Annotated in this window: 24 protein-coding genes; 5 read left to right on the forward strand and 19 right to left on the reverse strand. The window is 63.3% G+C overall.

All coding sequences use genetic code 11. The features are described from left to right. Nucleotides 1-77: 77 nt before the first annotated feature. Entirely contained in the window at nucleotides 78-977 is a 900-nt protein-coding gene (gene folD, locus ACLE20_RS03305; RefSeq protein WP_410938805.1) for a bifunctional methylenetetrahydrofolate dehydrogenase/methenyltetrahydrofolate cyclohydrolase FolD, read from the reverse strand. A 176-nt stretch (nucleotides 978-1,153) separates the two neighbouring features. Then, nucleotides 1,154-3,145 (reverse strand): GumC family protein, encoded by a 1,992-nt coding sequence (locus ACLE20_RS03310; RefSeq protein WP_410938806.1) that lies wholly within the window; start codon nucleotides 3,143-3,145, stop codon nucleotides 1,154-1,156. Between the two features lie 156 nt (nucleotides 3,146-3,301). Between ACLE20_RS03310 and ACLE20_RS03315 the strand changes: the two genes are divergently transcribed. After that, the gene (locus tag ACLE20_RS03315) at nucleotides 3,302-4,567 is read left to right on the forward strand and encodes a lipopolysaccharide biosynthesis protein (protein ID WP_410938807.1); all 1,266 of its coding nucleotides are present in this window, start codon (nucleotides 3,302-3,304) and stop codon (nucleotides 4,565-4,567) included. 57 nt (nucleotides 4,568-4,624) lie between these two features. Here ACLE20_RS03315 and ACLE20_RS03320 read toward each other — a convergent pair whose 3' ends face one another. Genes ACLE20_RS03320 through ACLE20_RS03330 form a run of 3 tightly spaced genes read right to left on the reverse strand, consistent with a single transcriptional unit; the run spans nucleotide 4,625 to nucleotide 7,602 of the window. Further along, nucleotides 4,625-5,518 (reverse strand): DUF6492 family protein, encoded by an 894-nt coding sequence (locus ACLE20_RS03320; RefSeq protein WP_410938808.1) that lies wholly within the window; start codon nucleotides 5,516-5,518, stop codon nucleotides 4,625-4,627. 6 nt (nucleotides 5,519-5,524) lie between these two features. After that, nucleotides 5,525-6,349, reverse strand: coding sequence for a WecB/TagA/CpsF family glycosyltransferase (locus ACLE20_RS03325; protein ID WP_410938809.1), 825 nt, complete (start codon nucleotides 6,347-6,349; stop codon nucleotides 5,525-5,527). Then, on the reverse strand, nucleotides 6,346-7,602 hold the full coding sequence (locus ACLE20_RS03330) for a glycosyltransferase (protein WP_410938810.1): 1,257 nt from the start codon (nucleotides 7,600-7,602) through the stop codon (nucleotides 6,346-6,348). Before ACLE20_RS03330 ends, ACLE20_RS03325 begins: the two co-directional genes overlap by 4 nt. A 163-nt stretch (nucleotides 7,603-7,765) precedes the next feature. On the opposite strand from ACLE20_RS03330, the gene ACLE20_RS03335 reads away from it, so the two are divergent. From ACLE20_RS03335 to ACLE20_RS03350, 4 genes are all read left to right on the forward strand, one after another. Further along, the gene (locus ACLE20_RS03335; protein WP_410938811.1) at nucleotides 7,766-8,758 is read left to right on the forward strand and encodes a glycosyltransferase family 2 protein; all 993 of its coding nucleotides are present in this window, start codon (nucleotides 7,766-7,768) and stop codon (nucleotides 8,756-8,758) included. A 38-nt stretch (nucleotides 8,759-8,796) separates the two neighbouring features. Then, a complete protein-coding gene (locus ACLE20_RS03340; protein ID WP_410938812.1) occupies nucleotides 8,797-10,677 on the forward strand; it encodes a bifunctional diguanylate cyclase/phosphodiesterase in 1,881 nt (626 codons plus the stop codon). 166 nt (nucleotides 10,678-10,843) lie between these two features. Beyond that, nucleotides 10,844-11,908: a porin gene (locus tag ACLE20_RS03345; RefSeq protein WP_410938813.1), complete on the forward strand. Its 1,065-nt coding sequence runs from the start codon at nucleotides 10,844-10,846 to the stop codon at nucleotides 11,906-11,908. 82 nt (nucleotides 11,909-11,990) lie between these two features. Continuing rightward, nucleotides 11,991-12,251 (forward strand): DUF6894 family protein, encoded by a 261-nt coding sequence (locus ACLE20_RS03350; RefSeq protein ID WP_410938814.1) that lies wholly within the window; start codon nucleotides 11,991-11,993, stop codon nucleotides 12,249-12,251. Between the two features lie 33 nt (nucleotides 12,252-12,284). Here the strand turns inward: ACLE20_RS03350 and ACLE20_RS03355 are convergent, their stop codons facing one another. From ACLE20_RS03355 to rem, 14 genes are all read right to left on the reverse strand, one after another. Further along, nucleotides 12,285-12,848, reverse strand: a complete 564-nt coding sequence (locus tag ACLE20_RS03355; RefSeq protein ID WP_410938815.1) for a hypothetical protein — start codon at nucleotides 12,846-12,848, stop codon at nucleotides 12,285-12,287. Further along, entirely contained in the window at nucleotides 12,848-13,216 is a 369-nt protein-coding gene (locus ACLE20_RS03360; protein ID WP_410938816.1) for a hypothetical protein, read from the reverse strand. Before ACLE20_RS03360 ends, ACLE20_RS03355 begins: the two co-directional genes overlap by 1 nt. A 130-nt stretch (nucleotides 13,217-13,346) precedes the next feature. After that, complete coding sequence (locus tag ACLE20_RS03365; protein ID WP_410938817.1) at nucleotides 13,347-13,922, reverse strand: rod-binding protein; 576 nt, start codon at nucleotides 13,920-13,922, stop codon at nucleotides 13,347-13,349. Between the two features lie 114 nt (nucleotides 13,923-14,036). Beyond that, nucleotides 14,037-14,453 carry a hypothetical protein gene (locus ACLE20_RS03370; RefSeq protein WP_410938818.1) on the reverse strand — a complete coding sequence of 139 codons (417 nt, stop codon included), beginning with the start codon at nucleotides 14,451-14,453 and terminating at the stop codon, nucleotides 14,037-14,039. Between the two features lie 24 nt (nucleotides 14,454-14,477). Further along, nucleotides 14,478-15,230, reverse strand: a complete 753-nt coding sequence (locus ACLE20_RS03375; protein WP_410938819.1) for a flagellar biosynthetic protein FliR — start codon at nucleotides 15,228-15,230, stop codon at nucleotides 14,478-14,480. Beyond that, on the reverse strand, nucleotides 15,227-17,314 hold the full coding sequence (gene flhA, locus ACLE20_RS03380) for a flagellar biosynthesis protein FlhA (RefSeq protein WP_410938820.1): 2,088 nt from the start codon (nucleotides 17,312-17,314) through the stop codon (nucleotides 15,227-15,229). Before flhA ends, ACLE20_RS03375 begins: the two co-directional genes overlap by 4 nt. A gap of 118 nt (nucleotides 17,315-17,432) precedes the next feature. Next, nucleotides 17,433-17,699: a flagellar biosynthesis protein FliQ gene (gene fliQ, locus ACLE20_RS03385; RefSeq protein WP_410938821.1), complete on the reverse strand. Its 267-nt coding sequence runs from the start codon at nucleotides 17,697-17,699 to the stop codon at nucleotides 17,433-17,435. A gap of 54 nt (nucleotides 17,700-17,753) precedes the next feature. Continuing rightward, a complete protein-coding gene (gene flgD, locus ACLE20_RS03390) occupies nucleotides 17,754-18,173 on the reverse strand; it encodes a flagellar hook assembly protein FlgD (RefSeq protein WP_410938822.1) in 420 nt (139 codons plus the stop codon). Then, the gene (gene flbT, locus ACLE20_RS03395) at nucleotides 18,164-18,613 is read right to left on the reverse strand and encodes a flagellar biosynthesis repressor FlbT (RefSeq protein ID WP_410938823.1); all 450 of its coding nucleotides are present in this window, start codon (nucleotides 18,611-18,613) and stop codon (nucleotides 18,164-18,166) included. The genes flgD and flbT overlap by 10 nt, the downstream gene beginning before the upstream one ends. Further along, nucleotides 18,610-18,957, reverse strand: a complete 348-nt coding sequence (gene flaF / locus ACLE20_RS03400) for a flagellar biosynthesis regulator FlaF (RefSeq protein WP_410938824.1) — start codon at nucleotides 18,955-18,957, stop codon at nucleotides 18,610-18,612. The genes flbT and flaF overlap by 4 nt, the downstream gene beginning before the upstream one ends. A gap of 37 nt (nucleotides 18,958-18,994) precedes the next feature. Next, a complete protein-coding gene (locus ACLE20_RS03405) occupies nucleotides 18,995-20,041 on the reverse strand; it encodes a flagellar hook-associated family protein (RefSeq protein WP_410938825.1) in 1,047 nt (348 codons plus the stop codon). Nucleotides 20,042-20,043: 2 nt separating this feature from the next. Continuing rightward, entirely contained in the window at nucleotides 20,044-21,516 is a 1,473-nt protein-coding gene (flgK, locus tag ACLE20_RS03410; protein ID WP_410938826.1) for a flagellar hook-associated protein FlgK, read from the reverse strand. 27 nt (nucleotides 21,517-21,543) lie between these two features. Beyond that, entirely contained in the window at nucleotides 21,544-22,791 is a 1,248-nt protein-coding gene (locus ACLE20_RS03415; RefSeq protein WP_410938827.1) for a flagellar hook protein FlgE, read from the reverse strand. 223 nt (nucleotides 22,792-23,014) lie between these two features. Beyond that, nucleotides 23,015-23,686: a transcriptional activator Rem gene (rem, locus tag ACLE20_RS03420; RefSeq protein ID WP_410938828.1), complete on the reverse strand. Its 672-nt coding sequence runs from the start codon at nucleotides 23,684-23,686 to the stop codon at nucleotides 23,015-23,017. Between the last annotated feature and the right edge of the window lie 188 nt (nucleotides 23,687-23,874).

The raw sequence follows: 23,874 nt of genomic DNA on the forward strand, positions 1-23,874 counted from the left end.
TGATCTGCGTCCCGGGATGAGCCGCCTGAGGGATGATCCTCGCGACGAGACCTTACGCCGCAGGAAAATTTCGCGGCTCAGAAGCGCGGCGGCCTGTGGCCGGCGGCGCGGCTGGCGGCAATCAGCGTATTGGCCATCAGCATGGCGATGGTCATGGGCCCGACGCCGCCTGGCACGGGGGTGATGACACCGGCAAGCTCTTGCACGGAGACGAAATCGACGTCGCCGACCAGCCGGGTCTTGCCCTCGCCGCGCTCCGGCGCATCGATGCGGTTGATGCCGACGTCGATCACGGTGGCGCCCGGCTTGACCCAATCGGCCTTGACCATTTGCGGCCGGCCGACGGCGGCGACCAGGATGTCGGCCTGACGGCAGACGGCGGCGAGATCGCGGGTGCGGGAATGGGCAATGGTGGTCGTGGCATTGGCGGCGGTCAGCAAGGTCGCCATCGGCTTGCCAAACAGGTTCGACCGGCCGATCACCACGGCGGAAAGCCCCGAAAGATCATCGCCATGCACCTGGCGGACGAGAACCATGGCGCCGGCAGGCGTGCAGGAAACAAGGCCGCCCTCCAGATCGCCCGTTGCAAGCTTGCCGGCATTGACGACATGCAGGCCGTCTACGTCCTTCTCCGGCCGGATCGACTGGATGATCGGCTCGGCGTCGAGATGTTTGGGCAGCGGCAGCTGGACGAGAATGCCGTGGATAGCCGGATCGGCGTTCAGCGTGGCGACGAGCGCGGCGAGGGCCTCCTGCGTCGTCTCTTCCGGCAGGGTATGCTGCACCGAGGTGAAGCCGCACTCCTTGGCCATGCGGCTCTTCGCGCCGACATAGGCATGGCTTGCCGGATCATTGCCGACGATGACCACGGCCAGCCCCGGCCGAAGGTGAGCCTGCGCCTCGAGCGTAAGGCGCGCCTGCTTCACCCGCTCGATGACCGAGGCGGCCACCTGCTTGCCGTCAATGACGATGCTCATGCGATGCTCCTGCCCTGCCACGTTTTGATGGTCGCCATTCTCATGCGTCGAGACGCCCTGGACTGGCCCGCCTGCGTCCTATGCTGTTCCAAGCAGGGAAATTCAAGCCAGCTCGTTACCATGGCCCACTGGCAGCGGCAGGTGCGGGTTCCACCGCGTCGCGCCGCGCAGCCTGCTCAGGCCCGGCCGGAACGGCGGCTGCCCTGGTAGCGCTCCACCCGTCGGCGAAGCGCCTGAAGATCGGAGCGCAGGCGCTGGACGTCCGGAGCCGGGTCGGGCTCGCGCCCCCGCTCCGCATTGGCACGCAGGCTCGGGTTCAGCGCCGAGAACGCCGCCGCTGCAGCCCCGGCATGATGGGCGGAGGGCTGATGCGGCATGACAGGTTGCGATGCGGCGGCGGTGTCGAGGCCAGTTTTCCGCGCGACAACCGGAGAGAAGCCTGTGGTGGCGACCGGCTGAGGCCGGCGGGGCGCTACGCTGTCCGAGGACTGTTCCGGCTCGAAGCGCGTGCCGCCCGGACCGGCAGGTGCGGGGTCGCGCGGAAGCGGCGGCCGGGCGCGGCGATAGCTGTCCGTCAGACTGCGGACAATGCCGAGCGCGACGCCGAGGCCGATGCCGGCGGCAAAACCCGCCAGGACCCCGCCGATCACGATCACCTTGCGCGACAGACCGGTCGGCTTGATCGGCGGTTCCGCCTTGGAAATCACGCGGATGTTCTTCGAGCTGAGTTTCTCCTCCTCACCCGTTTCGCTGGCGCGTTTCAGGAAGGATTCGTAGATCGTCCGCGTCGCATTGGCCTTTCGCTCCAGCTCCCGCAGTTCGATGAAGCTTGAGGAGGCATTGACCTGGTCGGCCTTGCCGACGGCGAGCTGGCGCAGCAAATCCTGTTCGGTGGAGATGGCGCGGCTGAGCTCGGTCTGCGTCGATGCGCCGATCCGCTTCAGCTCGTTGTCGATTTCCATGCGGGCGGAATCGACGGCTTGGCTGGCGGCAAGCCGCTGCGGATGGCGCGGCCCGAGGCTTGCATCGAGCGCACTGAGCTGGGCGCGCGCCTGTGCATATTGCGCCCGCAGCTGCTGCAAGGTCGCCGACGCCACCTCTTCCGGATAGGCACCGGTTAGAATGTCCTTGAGCTGCGTCCGGCTGGCCATGTTGACCTTGGCCCGGGCTTCGGCGATGCGATTGCGCGCGGCGGCGACCTGGGTGTTGAGCGCCAGCAGCGTCTGGTCGGAAATCAGCTGGCCGCCGGCGCCGACGATGTCATGCTTGGCCTTGTAGTCCTCCACCGCGCTTTCCGCCTGATCGAGCTCCTTGCGCAGCTCCTCCAGGCGAGTGTCGAGCGCCGCGGTCGTGCGCTGGAAGAAGCCGGACTGCGCGGCCTGCTCCTCGTCAAAGAAGGTGGTGACGATGCTGTTGGCAATGTGCGCCGCCTTGGCGGGGTCTCGAGACTTGACGCTGATGCTGACGATGAAGGTCTTCGGATCCCGCGAGACCGTGATCGCTTCGGATAGCTTGTCGAGCGTGCGAGGATCGACGCGGCTCGGCGGCTCAGGCGCAGCCCCTTCCGTCGCTGCCGGGGAACCGGCGGCGGCGACGGGTGGGCTGCTGGCGGCGGCCCTGGCGGCGGAGCCGAATTCGGGGTCCCTGTCGAGTGCGAGCTCGGTTGCCACCTTGTCGAGCACGGTGCGGGAGCGCAGCACTTCGAGCTGGCTGTCGATCAGCGCCAGGATCGCCTCGGTGGCGAGCGTGTCCTTCGAGAGATCGGAATCGGTCAGCCGTACTTCGCGCGGGTCGATATAGAGCTTGCTTTCGGCGAGGTAGCTATTGGGCGTCGAGAGCGCCAGGCCGACGCCCGCGACGGCGCCGAGCACGGTCGTGGCGATGACGATGCGCCGCAGCCGCCAGACGCTGTCGGCGATGGTGGCGAGGTCGATCAGCGGCAGGTCGCTGGCACGCCGGTTGCGCGGCTCCCGCGTCTCGGCAGGCGGGACGGCCGCAGCGAAGGCGACTGGGGCTACCGCCGCTGGCGGCGGCGGGGCGGCCGCCTCGGCCGAGCGCAGGAGGTGCGGTCGCGCGGTGCCTTTGCGCGGTGCCGTCTGTTCGGCCGGCGCAAGGTCGAGCAGCGACCGACGGGCGGGTCCCTTCAGGGAGTCATTCGGATCGAACATCGGAACTCGCGAGGCTGCAGCGCGGAAGATGAAGGGACCTTAAGCAAACATGCCCAAGAAACCGTTAATGCAGCGGGATCGCGACAATTCGACCGAGCGGCGTCAGAGGCTTTTAAGCTTTCGCCGCTAGAAGGACACGAGGCTAGGAAACCCTTCGTGATCGCGCTCGCAAAAACAGTCTATGGCCGCCATGGCGGTCTGATCAGGGCCTATATGTCGATGGTTAGCGGCTCGGCCGCCCGGCTGGCGCTCTCGCTTGTCTATTTCATCTGCATCGCCAATGTCTTGCCGATCAGCGATTTCGGGCTGTTCGCCACCGCTTCGGCCACCGGCGTCATGGTTTCCCGGTCGCTCGCCTTCGGATTCATCTCGCCGCTCTATCGCGTCGCCACCGTCAAGCCGCGCCTCGTCGGCACCTATACGCTGGGCTTCCTGATCGCCGCGCTTCTGTCACTTCCGCTTGTCGCCGCGATCTGCGGGGCGATCTATTTCATGCTGTTTCGCGGCGACATGGCACCCGGCATCTTCCTGCGCTTCATGATCGCCGAGATCCTCTGCTGGCGCGGACTGGAAGTTGTGTCGATCGTTCTCAACGGACTCGGCCGCTTCGGCGTGAGTTCGATCATGGTGGTGATGGGCACGGCGCTGCGCACGCTCGCTGCACTCGCCTTCGTCACCCTCTCCTACAGCACGCTGTCCGACTGGTCCTGGTTCTATCTCGGCAGCAATATCCTGGCGGTGGCGATTGCCATCATCCATTTCTACCCGCGCCGGCGCCTGCGCTGGCGGCCGCGGCTCTATGTGCGCCGCTGGGCCGACAGCGTCACCGTTGCCGGCGCCGAGATCCTCTTCTACGTCCAGTCGGAATTCGACAAGCTGGTGGTGCTGGCGATCGGTGGCCCGGCTGTGTCCGGCATCTATGCCATCATCATGCGGCTCGCCGACCTGACGGCCCTGCCGGTCCGGTCCTTCAACATGCTGCTGGTCCAGGCGATCATGCGGGCACCGAAGACATTGCACCGCCCCTTTGCCCGGCCGCTGATCGAGCTCGCGGTTGCCGGCGTCTCCTTCGCCGCCATCCTCTCCATGGCGCTCTATCTGAAATTCATCCCCAACGGCCTCGGCAAGAACGTGTCCGAGATCGCGCCCTTCGTGCTGATGATCCTGCTCGTGCCCGGGTTTCGCAATCTGGTCGAATACCACTCGGAGCTGCTCTACGCCACGGGACGAACCGTCCGCCGTGTCGTCAACCTCTCGCTGGTGGGCGCCTCCAAGGTCGCGCTGCTGTCCGGGCTGATGCTCTGGAGCGTCGATCCGACGCTCTGGGTTCCGACGCTGAACGGCGTTTATCTCGCCCTCTACCTCGCCTCCGCGCTCCTCACCTATCCGGCGATCGCCGAGGCCACCGATCGCCCGATCTGAGTGGAGGCACGGCGTCTCCCGCCGTCGAGGCACGTGGATTTTCGGAGCGAGAAAAGCTCAGCCCGCGCGGCGCAGAACAGGCGCTTCTTCCCGCACGACGCGCACCACATCTTCGAGCGGGCAATCGATGAAGGACTGGATGCCGACGGCGATCTGGTCGTCGGCGATTGCCCGCACGAAGCGGCGCAAGCCCTCGACCCCATCGGGCATCTGATCGGCAAACCAGATCACATGGCAGAAGGAGCGGTCGGTCGGCCAGTGTCCCTCTCCGCTCAAGACTTCCTCGGCGAAGCGGCCATAGAGCATATATTCCGAAAAGGCGCGGGCGCGCGTCAGCGCGCGCGGCCAACTGCAGCCGTTGACCGCTTCGATCCGGGCCAGCATGGCGCGTGCCGTATCCGACCGCCAGGACACCATGCTGTCGATATGCCCTGCCGCCGGCAGGCGGAAGGGGCCGATCGAGAGCAGCTTGTCGGTGTGGGAGAGCCAGTTGATGTGATCGGAGCGGATCGTGGGATCGATCTCATGCGGCTGGCGATAGAGGCGCAGCCGATCCCCGCGCCAGAGATCGGCGGGATCATAATCGCGCACCAGGATGACATCGCTGTCGATGGCGATGATCGCCTCTTCCTGGGCCTGGCGGCTGAAGTCCAGCTTCATCATCTGCTGGATGTGCCAGCCGCGCAGCGGCTTGCCGAAGGGGGAGAGCCAGAGCTTGCGCTTGGGCCTGCGCGGATCGGGCACGGCGCGCAGCCACCAGGGGAGCAGCGCACGCTGATCGATGACCGTGCGGCGCGGGCCGGCAAGCGCGGAGAAGAGCGGGACATCGCCGCTGTCGACCAGCAGATAATGATGCCAGTCTCCCTTCACATGCCGGTCGATACTCTCGCAGAGGATACGGCAGCGCTCGAAATCCGGCGCATAGGAGGCAGTCATCAAAGCGGTGGCCATCAGCGATCAGCCTTTCAATGTGCTCCGCAGCCGGGCCGGCGCCTTGGGCTGCCGCTCACCGATATTCCGTCCAACCAGCTTGCGCCAGAGGAGGTTGCGGAAGAACAGCGGGATGCCGAATATGTAACGGCGCCAGAGGCGACCGGGCTCGATGGTGAGCCGGTAGAGCCATTCCAGGCGCAGCTTGCGCACCGTATCGGGCGCACGCGGCACCTGTCCACCCATGAAATCGAACAGCGCGCCGACGCCCATGACCAGCCGGGCATGACCGGGGCCCACATGGGCGTCGATCCACTTTTCCTGCTTGGGCGTGCCCATGGCGATGATGAGGATATCGGGCGCAACCGCGCGGACCTTGGCCATGACCTTGTCCGAATCGGCGGGGTCGAAATAGCCGTCGGCGACGGGGATGAAGTCATGCCAGGGGGCGTGGCGGCGAAAACCTTCGGCTGCCCGCTCCAGGACCGCGCGCTTGGCCCCGACCAGGGCCACGCGGCGCGGCTTGGTCATGTAGGTCATCAGCGCCGGCACGAAATCCGTGCCGTTCAGATTGGCGGGGAACGGCGTGCCATGAAAGATCTGCGACGCGATATCCAGGCCGACGCCATCGGGCAGGACCACATGGCGCTCGAGGATGGCGCGATATTCCGGATCGTCGACCAGGATATTGGCGTTGTTGGCATTGAGGAAGGAGACCACCGTCTGTCCGAAGGGCAGGCTCGAGACTTCGTCGGCGAAGGCGAGCGCGTTCTCCCAGTCGAGGTCGCAGACCGGCAGATCGAGGATCGTGCGCTGCGACGCGCGGATCGAGACCGGAGGAAAAATTCTCATCGAAACAAACCTCGGTCGGGGACGGACAATGCGGCGGTGGGAAAGCCAGGGCGATGCAACGGCGCGGATCGGGCGCGGCCCGGCTCGCGCGCAAATGCCGCCAATCCCGCAGCCAGTGTGGAAAGCAGGGCCGCCTTCTGGGTCGCGTGGAAGGCATGGCCGGAGATCGGCCCGAGACGGCCCTCGCGCACCGCCTGAACCTGAGCGACCAGCGCCTCGGCAAAGGCCTCGGGCGTATCCGCCACCAGGCAGTTCGGAGGGACTCGGTCGATACCGCGCAGCGAAGAGGGCGTGGCGACGCTCGGCATCCCCGCCTCGAAGGTCTCGATGGTCTTCAACTGCACGCCCGTCCCGCCGCGGCTGACCAGCGGCACGACACGGCTCGCGCGCACGAAGTCCGCAGCATCGGCAACCCGGCCGACGAAGCGCAGTCCGGGGTGGCGGATCGGCGGGGCATCCGGCAGGCTGCCCGCGACCTCGATGACAACATCGTCCGGTAGCCGTGGCACGACGGCGTCCAGGAACCAGTCGAGCCCGATGCGATTGGCCTTCCAGCTCCAGGTGCCGATCAGGCCGATATCGCGGCGATGCGTGCCAGTCGCCGGCAGGTCGCTCGGTGCCTGCCATTGCCGCAGGAGCGGCAGGACGCTTGCGCGCGCCGCGACGCTCTCGCCAAAGGCATGGCGGTCGGCTTCGCAGAAGGTGAAGACCTGCAAGGCATGGGTAGCAAGACCCTGCTCCAGCCGGTCCAGGATGCGGGCCTCGCGGGCAAAGAGCGCGCGCTCGATCCGCCCGCCGGCGATCGCCGCATTCTGGCGTGCCGTCGCCGCTTCGGCATTGTGGGCGACATAGATCGTCGGGTAATCGGCAAGCAGCCGCAAGAAGGCGCCCGGCAGCTGGACGGAGTTGAGCACCAGTCCATCGAACGGCGCGAGCTCGGCGAGGATCGCCCGCATGCGTGCGGGCGACGTGGCCAGCATCTTGGCCGAGGAGAGCGTCGTTCGCTGGAGAAGAGCGCGGGTGAGCCAGGCGATCTTCGTGGCGCGGCCGACCTTGGCGTTGGAAACCTCAAGCTCACCCAGCAGCACCATGTCGCCGCCCGGCGCAGGCCGCTGCCCGGGCTGGAGATAGCCGACGACGGACACATGGTGACCCAGCGCCCGCAGCCCGTCCAGCACCGCGCGATTGGCGATATCGAAACCGGAGGTGGGATTTTCCACCGGCACCAGCGAGGAGAGGAGGACGAGATGCATGAGACCACGCACGGGTTCGAGAAACAGTGGAAGATCAATAGCAAAGGGCCGTGAAATCGCGTTTAAACCATTCAATCAAAAGCGCTTTCTCGCCTTCAGCATCTGTTTAGGAAGATTTGGTTTAGTGGCTTCCACACCCCGCCAGGAAGAAGAGGCGCCAAGGATGACGGCCAATGCGGACCCGGATGTAAGCCTCTATTTCGAGCGCACGGTCATTCCTGATGCGGAGATCGCCTATGCGATCACCCTGCCGACGTTCCGCCGGCCGGACCATCTGATCGCGACGCTGAAAACGCTGCTCGTTCAAGCCCCTGGCAAGCCCTTCGCCATCATCGTCATGGAAAACGATACCGATGGCCTGGCGGGCGCCGAGGCGGCAAAACAGCTCCTGGCGACGGCGCCCGTCTCAGCCCGCATTGTGCTGGCCCACCGCCGAGGCAATTGTCATGCCTATAATGCCGGCTGGGCCGATGCACTGGCGGCCTATCCCCGGTTCGAGGCGCTGGCTGTCATCGATGATGATGAATTGGCGGCGCCGGACTGGCTCCTTCGTCTCGTTTCACAACAGAGGGAGAGCGGTGCCGATATGGTGGGCGGCCCGCAGCTGCCCCTTTTCGAGACCGGGTCGCGCGAGAGAAGTGCGCGCCATCCCGTCTTCACGGCCCATTATGGGACAAACGGCCCGGTGCCGATTCTCTATTCCTCCGGCAACGTGCTGATCACGCGACGCGTCCTCGATGCGATGCCCCGGCCCTTTCTCGACCCGCTCTTCAATTTCATCGGCGGCGGCGATGCGGATTTCTATCGGCGGGCGCGGGAGAAAGGCTTCCGCTTTGCCTGGGCGGCCGATGCAGCGGTGACGGAAACCATTCCGGCGCGGCGGACGGAGAGGTCCTGGATCAATGCGCGCAGCCTGCGCAATGGCGCAATCTCGGCCATGCTCGAACATCGCGCGGCGCCGAGCGCCGCCGGGCGGCTGCGCACGATCGCCAAGTCGCTCGCCCTCCTGGCGGCCTCCGGCCCGCGTGGCTTGCTGCTCTGGCGGCGGACCGGCCTGCCCTCGGCCGGCCTCTACCACGGCCAGGTGGCGCTCGGCCGGCTGATGGCCGAGGTCGGCCGGGTCGGCGAGCAATATCGCAACCCGGAGAAGAACTGAGGCGCTCGGGCCCTCTGGCGGAACGCGCTGAAATCTTCATGAAACTGTCATACCGAGACAACCACTTCTTCAGTTCCTCCCATGATTTTTGGCGAGGAATATCAAAGGAGACTGTCTTGGCCGTCCCACTCGCCGCGCTTCCCTCCCGCCATCTCGGCGCGGATCAGATCGTCACCCTTGCCAAACTGGTCATCGAAACGGCACTGCAGCCGATCGTCGAGACCTCGACCGGTGATTGTTTCGGCTATGAAAGCCTGATGCGCGGCTTCGACCGACTGGGCTTCCCCTCCCCGCTCGCCCTGCTCGACAGGGCGCATGAGAATGACGAACTGCTTGCGCTCGAACATATGGTCGCAACGCGGGCGCTGGCGGCCTTTGCCGCCGTGCCCGGGTTTTCCGAGCGCACGCTCTTCATCAATTTCGATACGCGGCTGATCGGCGTCGATGATGACGGGGTACTGCAGCGGCTGGACGAACATCTGAAGCGCGCCGGCATTCCGCCGTCGAGCCTCTGCTTCGAGCTGTCGGAACGCCATGACAATGACGGGATCCAGGGCTTCGACCGCGTTCTCCAGCGTCTGCGCCAGCACGGATTCAAGCTGGCGATCGACGATTTCGGCGCCGGCTTCAGCGGATTGAGGCTGCTCTCGCGCGCAGCGGTGGATTACGTCAAGATCGACCGGCACTTCATCGCCCGGATCGACAGCACGCCGCGCCACCGACATCTCGTCAAGCATATCGTCACCATGGCCCATAAGCTCGGTGCGCGGGTGATTGCGGAAGGCGTGGAGACGGAGGCGGAATTCCATGTCTGCCGCGATCTCGGCTGCGACCTGCTGCAGGGCTATTTCGTCGCCTATCCGACGGTCTGCCTCACCGATCTGCGCCCGAAATATCCCCACCTCGCCCAGGCCGGCGAGACGCGACGGCGCACCGCCTCAGCAGACAGCGTGCTGATCCGCCGCCAGATCGAGCAATTGCCGACCGTGCGCGAGAGCGACATGCTCGACACGACCTTCGAGCTGTTCCGCACCTCCCCTGGCCAGACCTTCTTTCCGGTGTTGAACGCCAATGGCGAGCCGCGTGGCGTGATCCATGAGGTCCATCTGAAGGAGTTGATCTACCATCCCTTCGGTCGCGACCTCTTGAAGAACCGGGTCTATCAGCGGCGGGTGGCGAACTTCGCAACGCCGGCGCCGATTGCCGACATCAACATGCCGGCCGACGAGATGCTGGACATCTTCGCCGGCGCCAATGGCAGCGATTGCCTGATCCTGACCGAGAACATGCGCTATGCCGGCATTCTCTCCGCTTCCTCGCTGCTGCGGATCATCAGCGAGAAGCAGCTGAAATCGGCACGCGACCAGAACCCGCTGACCGGCCTGCCGGGCAACCGCGCCATTCGCGATCATGTTCATGATGCGATCCTCGACGGCGATCGGGATCGGTTCTTCTGCTATTGCGACTTCGACAATTTCAAACCGTTCAACGACCATTACGGCTTTCATCGCGGCGATGCGGCCATCACCCTGTTCTCCGCGCTCCTGCGCCGGCACTTCATCGGCGAGGAAGATTTCATCGGCCATGTCGGCGGCGACGATTTCTTCATCGGGCTTGCCGGCGTGGCGCGGGAGGAGGTCGAACCGGTGCTCGCCCGTCTTCTCGGCGAATTTGCCGACGGGGTGCGCGAACTCTACTCGGAGGAGGATCGGTCGAAAGGCGGCATGAGCGGCCATGACCGGGCGGGCGAGACGAAGATCTACCCGTTGATGCGCTGCAGTATCGGCGTGCTCGGCATCGAGGCGGGACTGGTGCTGACCGATGTTCAAGCCGTCACGGCCCGGGTGGCGGAACTCAAAAGCTGGGCCAAGGCGAGCCACCGGGGTCTGGTCTTCGATAGCCTGCTGGGCGACCGGTAAGCGTTGCACGGTCGCATCCCCCTCCGCCGTCTCTTATCCGAAAGCGAGAGGTTTCATTTTAATGTCACGGGCTCGTCACCTGTCCGGTCTAGTCGGCTTCGTGTGACGAAAGCTGGAGCTTCCCGATGGACTCGGCGGACGTCGCGCCGAGCTTAGGGGATCTCACATGCTCTACAGATATCTACTTGCTTCCGCCGTTGCGGGGCTTGTTTCTTCGTCGGCTGAGGCGGCCGACGCGATCGTCGCCTCCGAACCGGAAGGCGTCGAATATGTCCGGGTCTGCGACGCGTTCGGCAAGGGCTATTTCTACATTCCGGGGACGGAGACCTGTCTGAAGTTCAGCGGCTATGTCCGCTTCGATTCCAGCCATGGAGAGTATCCGTTCACGGACGATACCACCGGCTGGATCGCCCGGACCCGCGCGACGCTGCGCTTCGATGCTGTGTCGGACACGGAATATGGCGACCTGCACGGCTTCATCGAGCAGCGCTACGAGGCGATCAATGGCGAGCAGCGTGCTCAGCTGATCAGCAGCTATATCGAACTCGGCGGCTTCCGCGCCGGCTTCTCCGATAGCCGTTTCGACAAATGGCTGGATTCGGCCGGCAACATCGTCAACGACGATGTCATCGACTTCTCCCCGCCGCGCACCAACCAGGTCAGCTATGTCTACAAGGCCGGCGATCTCAGCCTGCTGATCGGCGCCGAACATGGCAACGGCTCCTATTCGACCGGCTATGCGCCGGAGCCGACTGCCTATTACACCGATCATGACTGGCCGCATCCGCTGGCAGGCGCCAAGCTCAAGGGCGACTGGGGCGGGCTGAGCGTGATCGGCGGTTACGATACCTTGGCCGAAGGCTTCGCCGCCAAGGCCCGCCTCGATCTGGTGCTCAACAGCGTCCTCTCGGTCTTCGCCATGGGTGGCTATAATTCCGATTGGGACAATAATGATGGTCCGGGCGGTACGCGCCGCCGCAACTTTTTCTCATCCTGGAACGGCGATTATGCGGTCTGGGCAGGCTTTTCGGCGAAGATGAGCAAGAAGGCCTCGCTGAACGGCCAGGCTGCCTATGAAGACGATGGCACCTTCGCCACCGCCCTGAACGTCAAATATGCGGTCGTCGATGGCCTGAGCCTGCAGCCGGAACTGACCTATACCGACTTCGACGGACGGCGCGGCGACGGCGAAGCCTTTGGCGGCACCATCCGCCTGCAGCGCGATTTCTAAGACCGCTGGCCAGAAACCGGGCGGACCGCGGCAGCTGCCTCGGTCCGCCTTCGCTTACAAAGACCGAACCGACAAGCCTGTGATGCCCCGTTTCTACTTCCACATCCGCGACAATGGCGTGCTCTACGAAGATCCGGAGGGCCTCGTCTGCACCGATGTCGCCGAGGCGAGCGCCGGCGCCCATCAGGCGATGCAGGACTTCTTGCGGGACACGCGCCATGTGGTTGGTGCTTGGGCCGTCGCGATCGAGATCGTCGACGAGCAAGGCAACCTTCTGGCCGCCCATTCGTCGCGGGAGGTCTCGAAGCCTGCTGCTTGCGAGGCAGCGTTCGTCTGCCAGTGAGTTTGGCCCTAGGGTCAAACGGCTCGGGTGCCGTCAGTGTCCGGCGGCGGTCTGCCTTTCCTTCCCCGGGATCACGTCGGCGGCCGTATCGCCATTGCGGTCGACGACAGGCACTGGCGGGCTGCGGTCCTTGCTCGGCTTGCCGAGCTTCTTGACGTCATCCTTGGAGAGATATTCGAGCTGCTCGACAAGCACCTCGAAGATCACCTCGTCCTTCATCTGCTCGTTCAGCCCCTTCTTGACGGTCTCCTTGAAGGTGGAGAGGTCGAAGCTCGTCGTATCGGCGACGTTGATCAGATTCTTGCCGACCAGAATGTCGAACAGCGTGCTGGTGACCGTTTCCTTCAGCGGCAGGCTAAGCTTGCTGACCTTCGTCCTGTCGACCGCGAAGGAAAGCTTCGTGAGGAAATAGCCCTGGACCGCGCCGTTCGCGATGCGTGGAACGGTGATGAGCTCGCCCGGCACATATTCCTGCACGGCAGCCCGCGCCGCGTCTTCGCTCGATTCGATCGGTGCGGAGGCGTGGCGCAGCGACACGTAGACCGACCCGAGGGTGATCGCCGCGGCCCAGACGCCCGTGAGGAGTAGCTTGAACATCAGACGGCGCCGTAGCGGAACTGCTCTTCGGTGTAGATGCCGTCCGCTTCGACATCCTGCGCGGTGGTTTTGATCAGCTCGACGACGGAGCGGCAGGCTTCCAGATGCGCTTCGATCTTCTCGGCATTGGCCGAGAGCTTCTCGCGCAGATGGCCGGTCTGCGAGCGGAAGGAGTCCGAGAACTCGATCCGGGCCTGGTCGCGGTTGAACATGGCAAGTTCATAGAGGCAGCGGCTCTTGCGCTGGTTGGACGCCTTCAGGTCGAAGGACGGGTCCACGCCGATCCGCGCATTCTCGTTGTCCAGAATGGTTTCCAGCCGGCCGAGCACGGCCCGGATACGAAGATCGGCTGCTGCCTGAACGTCCATAAGTCACTCCCGTATCATGCTCCGTTCACGCGCGACCTTGCGGCCGGGTCAAGCGGAGGGATTATCTTTTGTCCATTATCGGCAGGACGCGGATCGCGACCTGCCTGTTCTTCTCTTGGCGAGCGTGCGCTCAGCGATCCGACGAAAGCAGGTCCGCCTCGTCGGTCTTCATCACATCGGCGATGGTATGGCGCTGATACTGTTCGACCATGCTGCGCGCGACATTGCGGTCATCGCCGCCGAGTGAAGGATTGACGAGGCCGGCGGCGACGGGATCGTCGATGCGGTCCGTAACCAGATGTTCGGCGATGCCGATGCCGCGACCCTTGGCGAGCACGGTGCCCATCTGCTCGGCCATCATGTCTTTCCACATATTGCCGGCAATGCCCTTGCCATAGACCTCTTCGCTGTCCTTCGGCATCATCGACTTCATGAAGTTCTGCAGGACCATTGCCTCGAACTTGCGATAGGCTTCCGGCACCGCCTTTTGCGGGGCGCGGTTGTTGATATTGCCGAGCCCGCTCGTGCCCTGGTTCTGGTCGAGGATCGCCACCGTATTGCTAAAGCCGTTGCCGGTCTCGGCGAGGCTGGTTGCACGAAAGGCGGCCTGATTGGCCTTCAGTCGCGCCTGCGCTTCCTCGACCCGCGCGGGATCGGCGGCGCGCACGACATCAAGCACCAGATCGCTGGGCGGTGAAATGGCCATGAAGACGCGTCCTCTCGTGCCGCAGCGACGTGCCGGCGGCCTGGGTGAATCGGGACAAAGACAGGATGTGCGGGTCGTCAGGAGCTTCATGCTCCCTGCCGCTCTCGAAGAGGACTATGGGCGATCAAGCTTACCGGAAGCTGGCGAGGTGCTGAGCACATATTGATCGACGAGATCGTAGACGGCCGCATCGGCCTCGGTCCTCTCCTCGCCCATCCGCGCCTCCTTCATATGCTCTTCCAGCCGGTCGCCTTTGGCGCGTTCCTTCAGCATGCGGGTCTCATGCACCTGCTGGATCCCGTGCAGCATCTGGTCCTTTTGAATCAGCCGACCGAGATGGCCGCTGTAATAGCCGGAAAAGGCGGCATGCAGCGGATCGGCCGAGCCCATGGCGTCGACCACCACGTCTATCGTTTCGCCGAGCACCTGCCGCTGGCGTGCGGTCTCGTTCAGCTCATATTCGGCCATCCGCTCGAGATGCCGCTGAACGGTCACCAGGCGCTTCAACTTGTCGGATCGGGACTGGGGCATGGCGCGGTCCTTAAAGCTTGCCGATCAGATCGCCTGCATGACGATGGCAAAGCCATCGGCGAACAGGCGAAACATGGCGGCAATGCCGAGATAGAGCAGAAAGAGCCCGCCCATGATGATGTAGGGCGTGGAAATGAAGTATAGCGGCATCTGCGGCGCCAGCTTGTTGACGAGGCCGAGCGCGATGTTGAACAGCAAGCCATAGATGATGAACGGGCTGGAGAGCCGCAGCATGATCATGAAGATCGTCTCCAGCCCGTTGGTCAGCGTGATCAGTACGCCTTGCGGGTCGAATCCGACGCCGAGCGGCATGACCCGGTAGCTGTCGAAGATGCTCTCGAAGATCACATGGTGGAAATCCATCATGAAGAGCACGAGCACGCCGGTGAAGGAGATCAGGTTGGTCAGCTGGTTTTCGCCCAAATCTTCCAGAATGTCCTGGGCGGGCGGCGCGGTGAAGCCGATGAGATTGGTGATGACCGTGCCGACGAACTGCAGGCCCAGCACATAGTAGCGGGCGACGAGGCCGATGACGCTGCCGATCACGGTCTCGGTGGCGATGATGTAGAGATAGGTGTGCCCCTTGCCGACGACCTGCGGATAGATGTCGGTCCACATCAGCGGCAGGATGGCGAGCGATATGGCGACCGCGGTGAACAGCCGGATCTGCATGGCGAGCCGCGCGGTGGAGAAACCCGGCATGACCATGATGCAGGCGCCGATGCGGCAGAAGGCCGCAAACAGCGCCAGCACGGTGCCTTCCGGGTCGGTGATCATGAAATGGAGCCGATGATCTTGATCTCGAGCCCTTTGGCGAGCTCGACATGGCTCAAGACCGGCAATGTGGCGAAAAGACGTTCGATGATCATGCGCACATAAGAACGGGATTCGGGCGAGCTGACCAGTACGAAGGGCATGCCGCGATCCAGATGTTCGCGAATGACCCGTGTCGCCTGTTCGCTGAACTCCTCCAGATGGCGCGGATCGATGTCGAACTCGACGATCTCGCCCTTGGCATCGCGCTTGAGGGCCTGGTGGAAGACCATGTCCCACTTGTTGCCGAGCCGGAGGACACGCAGCGTGCCATTGTCGGCGAGATCGCCGCAGAGCTGCTGCGACATGCGCACCCGCACATGTTCGACGATCTGCTCGGTCTTGCGCACATGCGGCGCCAGTTCGGCAACGGCTTCCAGGATCAGGTGCAGGTTGCGGATCGAGACCCGCTCGGCGAGCAGCAGCTTCAAGACCGCCTGCAGGCCGGAATAGGACATGTGCGAGGTGCAGATCTCGTCGGCAAGCTTGCGATATTCAGGATCGAGCCGCTCGATGAGGATCTTCACGTCCTTGTAGGAGAGAAGCTGCGGCAGGTTGTTGCGGATGACTTCCGAGAGATGGGTCAGCACGACCGAGACATTGTCGATCGGGTGGAAGCCCTCGCGCTTCAGATCCTCGGCGAAGGTCTCGAGGATCGAGACCGCCGGCATGCCGAAGGCGGGTTCGCGAATATCGTCGCCGGGGATGCTCGGCCGGCGCCCGCCGCCGGTGACGACGATCACTTCGCCGACGCGCACCGTGTTGGAGGCGATCGTCGTGCCATGGACGCGGACCTGGTAGGCCTTGTCGGGAATGGAGATATCATCGGAAACCTTGATTTCCGGGACGATGAGACCGTATTGCCCGGCAAACTTGCGCCGCATCTTGCCGACCCGGAAGGCGAGCTCCTGATGTGCGCCGAGCAGGCGGGTGGAGACCTGCTTGCCGAGCAGCAGCTCGATCTCGGCCGTCTTGAGAACCGACTTGACCGAATCCTTCTCGGTCTCCTTCACCAGTGCCGCCGTTTGCATCTCCTGCTCGCGCTGGAGCCGGTTAGCGGCTGCGATCTGGCGCGGGATGACATAGGCGATGGCCGCCATGCCGCCGCCGAGAATGGCGAAGGGCAGGAAGGGCAGGCCCGGCATGACCGAGAGCAGCATGACGAGGCCGGCGGCAACGTAGAGGGCGCGCGGATAGCCGGAGAGCTGGCCGACGACGGCCTGGTCGGTGGAGCCAGAGGTGCCGCCACGCGAGACAAGCAGGCCGGCGGCGAGCGAGACGATCAGCGCCGGAATCTGCGAGACCAGACCATCGCCGACCGACAGCTTGACGAAGACATCCGCCGCCTCGCCGATCGACATGCCGTGACGGAAATAGCCGATGATGATGCCGCCGAAGACGTTGATGGCGGTGATCAGCAGGCCGGCCACGGCATCGCCGCGCACGAATTTCGAGGCACCGTCCATCGAACCGAAGAAGGAGCTTTCCTCCTCCAGCTCGCGCCGGCGGCGCTGGGCCTCCTTCTCGTCGATCAGGCCGGCCGAAAGATCGGCGTCGATCGACATCTGCTTGCCGGGAATGGCGTCGAGGGTGAAGCGGGCGCCGACTTCGGCGATACGCGTGGCACCCTTGGTGATGACGATGAAGTTCACCGTGATCAGGATAAGGAAGACGATCAGACCGATGACGAAGTCGCCGGACATCACGAGGCTGGCAAAGCCCGCGATCACGCTGCCGGCGGCATCATGGCCCTCATGCCCATGCGAGAGGATGACGCGCGTGGTGGCAATGTTGAGCGCCAGCCGGGTCATGGTCGAGATCAGAAGGATGACCGGGAAGGAGGAGAAGTCGAGCGGCCGCTGGATCCAGAGCGAGACCATCAGGATCAGCACCGAGAAGGCGATCGAGAAGGCAAGGCCCATATCGATGAGGAAGGGCGGGATCGGCAGGAAGAGGATCGACAGGATCATCACGATGCCGAGCGCAAAGCCGACGTCGCGGCCGCGCGGGGACACCTTAGGAATGATCAGTGCGGGAGGTTGTGCCATCGGAAATCCGTCTCATCATGAGAGGCAGGCAACTTGCATCCGTTGCCCCATCTGATGGCCTTTTTAGGAAGGCAAGCTTGCGCGAGGATGGCCCGCACCCCCCGGCGCCGGCGGTGCGCTAGAAACCGGACTGGATGCGCGAGAAGACGAGGTTGGTGAAGACGGAGACCTGCGAGCCGACGAAAGGAGCGGAGAGCGCCACGGCGGCGAGAACCGCCAGGATCTTCGGCACGAAGGTGAGCGTCATCTCCTGGACCTGGGTCAGCGCCTGGATCAGCGCGACGACAAGACCGACCACCATGGCCGCCAGGACGGCCGGCCCGGAGGCGACGACCACGGTCCACATGGCCGTCTGGACGAGGTCCAATGCATCCGCTTCATTCATGGTCGAGGACTCCGCCGGGGCGCTGTGTGATGTCACCGCCGCCGGCTGAACCCGTCACTTGAGGGTAACGCCCGGGCCGATCGGAAGCTTCTTGCCATTGTCGAGCAAGGCGATGATTCCGTCCGAATATAGCGTGACCTCCTTGACCACGCCAGTGATCTTGCCGTCGTCGCTGGTCACCGTCTTGCCGATGGCGGCATTGGCTTCGCTGAGCGAGGTGCGCTGCAGGAGGTTCTCCAGGTTGGAGTTGGTCTTGATGGTCTGCTCCACCTGCGAGAAGGAGGCGAGCTGCGCCATCTGCTGGGCGGAATCCATCGGCTGCGTCGGATCCTGGTTCTTGAGCTGCGCGACCAGCAGCTTCAGGAAGCTGTCATAGTTCAGCGTGGCCTTGCTCGCCGCCTTGCTCGAATCCGACTGGTTGGTCGTGTTGGTGTTCGTCGTGCTCGTCGTACCGTTGACGCCGTCTACCGCCATGGTGCGATCTCCTTGCGAATCTGTTCGATGGTGGAGGGGGGCATTTCAGGCGTGTTGAGGATCTGATCCTCGATCGGATAGAGCGCGCGGATGGCCTTCAAGGCATCGAAGGCGCGATCCTGGGCGACCATCCCGTCGATCCGCTTCAGCTCGGAGAGGACTTCCTCGTTCTTGAAGCAGTTGAGCAGCATGACCACCGACTTGCGGAACATGATGGCCGACTGGTCGGCCCCTTCCGGATTGATCAGGATCATCTGAGCGATGAAATAGAGCTGGCGCAGCGGGGTCGTGGCATCTTCGGGCTGGAGCACATGGTTCTCCAGAAGGAAGGTCACGTCGTTCAAGAATTCGACGGCCACCTTCCGGTCGACGCGCAGCACAGCCCCGTTGACGAAGATCCGCTCGCCCGACTTCAAAGAGATACGCAAAGTGCTTTTCATTTCAGTCCATCCCTGATGATGGTGGTGATGTCGATGATGCCCTGGAAATTGGTGGACTCGCGCTTTCGAATTTTTTCGGTCTCGCCCAAGATCCAGATGGCAATGGAGATGAGATTGGCACGCAACTCTTCGTTCAGCTGATTGTCTGACGCGCGTAGATCCTCAATGAATCGGATCCAGACACGACGCGTAAAGTAGACGGCCTCGATCGCCTCGCGCGAATAGCCCTTCTGCTGCTTGGCGGCCGAGAGCAATGCAATAGATCGATCCAGTACCTGCCGCTCACGATCCTTGGAGTCGGCAACACCGTCTTCCATGATCTCGGCATATGAAAACTGGTACATTCAGACACCCTTCATGTTTGTCTCAGACCTCTTGGCATCAGAGGTAATTGATCAGGCTGAGCTCCTGGATCCGCGCAGTTAGCGTGTAGGAAATCTCGATCTGGGTCTTGAGAGCCGTCAGACGCGAGGAGGTCTCGGTCGGATCGACGCCTTCGATATCGAGAATATGCGTATTGATGAGCTTGACCTGGTTGTCGATCGAGCTGTTCGACGACTTGATACGGCCTTCGGACACGCCGATCTGTGCGCCCATCTGGATGATGCCGGTCAGGCCCGATTCCAGATGGTCCTGCGCTGCGGACAGGGCCGTATCGCGCGCAGCCGTCGACAGTTCCGGCTTCATAAGCTCAAGCGAAATCACCGCCGCCATCATGAATTGGCGGACACCGGTGGTATTGGTGTTGCTCGAAGTCTCGATGACCTCGCTCGGACCGATGCGGGTTTGGATGTTCTGGTCAGACGCCTGCGACCAGGTGCCCTGCCAGCCGCTGCCCAAAAACATCGGCTCCAGCGAGTTTTTGATGAAGTCGTTCATCTGGGCAGGCGTGAAGTCCTTGAGCTGCACGTTGCCGTTCGCTGCCTGGAAATTGGCAAGAGCCGTATCATAGGCCGCCTTTGCGGGCGAACCGGCGCTGTAATCCGTCAGGGGCCGCACGTCGGAATTGATGCCGGAAAAGACGTATTCGTTGTTGAACTGCGTGTTGGCAGCCGCCGTGAATGCCGACATTTGGTTGACGAAAGTGGTGTGAGCCGTGTCGAGCTTGCCCTTGTCCTCCGTCCCCTTCGCGCTGATCAGCTGCGAGCGAATCTGCTGCACAGAGTCGCGCATGGTCGTAAGCGCTCCCTGCGAGGCCGACAGGCGCTGGGTGGCGAGTGCATTCGTGTCCTTGATGTTCTTCAGCCGATCAAGCTCGGTGCGCAGATTGATGGAGCGCGACGTGGTGGAGCCGAGTGCGGTGCCGGTATCGGCGTAGACGCCGGTCGTCATTTCCTGCTGCAGCTTCATCAACTCCAGCTGGCTTTGCTGGAGCGTGAGGCGCATGGCGTTTTGAACCGCCAGATTGGAGACGAAGGAGGTTTTCATGATTATCTCACCGAATCCAAGAGCGATTGGATCATCTGGTCGACCGTACTCAACAGACGCGAAGAGGCCTTGTAGGACTGTTCGAGGTCCAGCATCAGTGACAGTTCTTCATCGAGGCTGACGCCGGTTTCCTTGGACAGGGCTTCACTGGTCTGGGCGAGCATTGCGGATTTGGTCGTCTCCGCGCTCGCGGACGACTTGCGCAACTGCTCGAGCCAGCCGACCGAAGACGATGCATAGTCCATGATCGTCGTTTCGGCGCTCAGACCTGCCGCCGGATCGAAGGTGATCTTCGTGCTCATCGCAGAGACGTAGCTGTCGAGGTGCGCAGAATAACCGGCCGCGCCAGTGGGGTTCGCGATATAGCCGGTGCCGTTCATGCCGCCGTCGCGCAGCTTGGTCGGGTCGCTGACGGCGATCGGGTTGACCATGATCGAGGCGGCGAGGCCAGGAACCCAGATGCCGTCGGGCGGAACCGTCGTAATCGGCGTCGTCGTGCCGCTCCTTTGCTGGAAGAGTCCGGCTTTGGTGGCGAGCACCGGCGCCGTTGCCGGATCCGGATCGCTCTCCGCAAAGGTCTTGATCAAGCCACGCGCGATCTCGTCGAGCTGCTTCTGCATCTCCGGAGCGACGGTGTCGCGCAACTGCAGCAGCGCGGTCAGCGTTCCCTGGCTCGAGGTGTTGCCACCGCTGCCGGGCTTGACCGTCACCCCGTCGATCGCGATGGCACCGCCGGTGACTGTGACGTCGAAATTCTCGGTCGGCGTGAAGGTGACTTTGCGCGGCAGCGTTTCAAACAGCACGGCCCCGTCGCTCGAATAGATGACGGTGTCGTGGTTCTGACGCTCGACAGTCGAGATGCCGATGATCGAGGAGATGGATTTCAGCAGGCCATCGCGCTTGTCGAGCAGGTCGCTGGCGTCCTTGCCGGAGGCCATGGCGCCGACGATGCCGTTGTTGACCTCTTCGAAACTGGCGAGGTAGCTGTTGAGATCCTTGACCTGATCCTTGATCTCGCGATCCGCGACCGCACGCAGCTCCTGTGCTGCCGCCGAAGCGGTATTCAGCGAATTGGCGAGATCCTTGGCGGTGGCGACCGCCGTCGCGCCGGCGGCGAGGTTGCCCGAGGAGCTCGAATAGGTCTGCAGGCTGGTGCGCAATGCGTTAAGGTAGCTGGACGGCGACGAGGGGTAATTGTTGCCGCCCAAGACCGAGCGCAGCATCTCCAGGCCGTCGCCCAGGCGAGCCTGCGCCCCGGCGTTGGAGGTGTAAGTCAGGTTTTGCCGGAAGAGGGCGTCGTTTTGCGCCCTCTGGATGGAGATGGTGTAGCCGTCGCCGCTGACCGTCATCATGGCCAGGCGCCGCGCATAGTCGGGGTTCTGGGCATTCTGGATATTCTTCGCAACAACGGCCGTTTGCAGGCCGGTGTTGGAGAAGATGGTCTGAGCCGTCGTGATGGCGGAGGCGAGTGACATGGCGGGGCCCGTCTTCCTTAAGGGAAATCAGCGCTTCAGGTTAACCAGGACGTCGAGCAGATCGGAGCCCGTCTGGAAAACCTTGGAGTTGGCGGTGTAGCTGCGCTGGGATTCGATCATCGCCGTCAGTTCCTGGGCGATATCGACGTTCGAGCTTTCAAGCGCGCCGGGCGTGATGGAGCCGAAGCTGCCGCTGCCCGGGAAGCCGGTGATGATGACGCCGGAGTCCGCACCCTGCGAGTAGACATTGCCCTGCTGCGGCGAAAGCTTGTCGGGGCTCTGCACCGTGGCCAGCGCAATGCGATAACGCGGCTCGAGCTTGTTGTTCTCGTAGCGGACGAACAGAACGCCGTCGGAATTGACCTCGAAGCCCGCAGCCTTGCTCGGCGCATTGCCGTCGACCGAGCCGCCATCGGGATTGAACTTGTAGCCGAGCTGTGTGGTCTTCGAGAGATCGATGGTCAGCGGGTTCAGAACCCCTCCCGTGCTGAGCGGATTGATCCCGGAGAGCGTCATCGTGGCCGGCGTGCTGGTCAGCACACCCTTCGTGTCGAATGTCAGGGTCTTCGTACCAAGAACGCCCTGGGCCGGCACCGCTGGCGGACCAGCGGATGCCGGAACGTAGGTGGCCTTGTCGCGCACTTCGAGCGACCAGGTGTTGGCTGCGGTCTTCGAATAGACGAAATCGAGCAGGCGGGTGTTGCCCTGGCTGTCATAGGCGACGAGCGAGGTGCTAAGCGGCGCATCGGTCGTCAGCGCGCTGTCCGGCAGGTTCGCACCCATCGACCCCTTGGTGGAGCCTGAAGCCTTCAGGCCTTCGGAGGCAAGGTTGACCTCGGTCAGACCTTCAAAGCCGTTGACGACCACCTTCGGCTCGGTGCCGTCGCCATAGGGATAGCCCATGAGAGTAAAGCCGGCTGAGTTCGTCAGATTGCCAGACTTGTCCTGCGTGAAGGCGCCGGCGCGGGTGAGAAAGTTCTGCCCGTTGGCGTCCGCGACGATGAAGAAACCATTGCCCGCAATCGCCATGTCCGACTTCGAGGTCGTATAGGTCTTGGCGCCTTCCTGGCTGATGGAATAGCGAACCTTGGTTTCGACACCGCCGGAATTATAGTTGCCGCTCGAGCTCGGCAGGATCATCGAAGAAAATTCGGTGGAGGCGCGCTTGTAGCCGACCGTGCTGGAGTTCGCGATGTTCTCAGCAACGGTGGAAAGCCGGTTCGATTGGGCGTTCATGCCGGAACCGCCGGTTTGCATCATTCCGTAGAGACTCATGGGTCCGATCCTCGCTTCTTGGTGCTTGCGACACTAGGAGGCGGGCCTTGCGTGAACCTGTCGGAGCTGGCTTTCCGGGTTCGGAAAATTGAGGGCCTGATCCAGAAAGATAAGTGATCTCAAACGCTTCGGGGCCGCGGAGCTGAAGCGGTGCGAACCCTCGTCGTTCGCAGTCACTCCAGCTTCGCGGCCCCGCTTGTGGTGGGCGCCGAATAGGCGTCGATCAGCTCCAGTCGATGCAGTAGCCGAGGAAGCGCTTGGAATCGATCGGGTCGAAACCGAGCTTCTTGCGCAGCTTCTTGCGCAGCTTGCTGATGTGGCTTTCGACGACGTTCTCTTCGACGTCCTCGTCGAAGATGCCGTAGATCGCGTTGAAGATCTGCGACTTGGAAACGCGCCGGCCGCGGTTGGCGACCAAATATTCGAGGATGCGGCGCTCGCGGCGCGGCAGGGCGAAGACATCGCCGTTGATCTCCGGATCCCGGCCATCCGAGAAGACGCGGATCGGGCCGATATCGGTGAAGTTCGCCAGCGCCTTGAGCCGGCGGCGGATCGCAGCCGCCCGGGCCAGGATCTCGCGCGGATGAACCGGCTTGCGCACGACGTCATCGACGCCGCAATCGAAGAAGGCCAGCGTCGTCTCCAGGGAGGGGGTGTCGCTGATCGCGATTACCGGGGCCGTGGAGCGATCGCGGATCGCCCGCGGCAGGCTCATCGAGCGCTCGCCCTGGCCGATCAGAAAGGCCTCGACGGCGTCGATATCCGTATCGGCCGCTGTCGACACCCAGTCGCCAAATTCCTTCGGATCGAAGCCCGTCGAGGGAACGCCTTCGCGTCCGAACAGCGACGTATACCCGTCCTTAACCAATTCTCGTTCATCAACCACTACGATCATTCGTCCGCCTCCGAATCAGTATGGTGTTTCGATGCCTAAGGGGTACGAATCGTATCGTTTTGTCACAACTAGATGGTTTCGCAGGCAACAAATCATACTAGCTGGTCACCATTGCGCCGATTTGATCAACATCTAGTGGGTCATTTCGATACAACGTCTAAAATTCCTGTGGAAAGGTTAACGACCGT

This window comes from Rhizobium sp. YIM 134829, assembly GCF_046546455.1.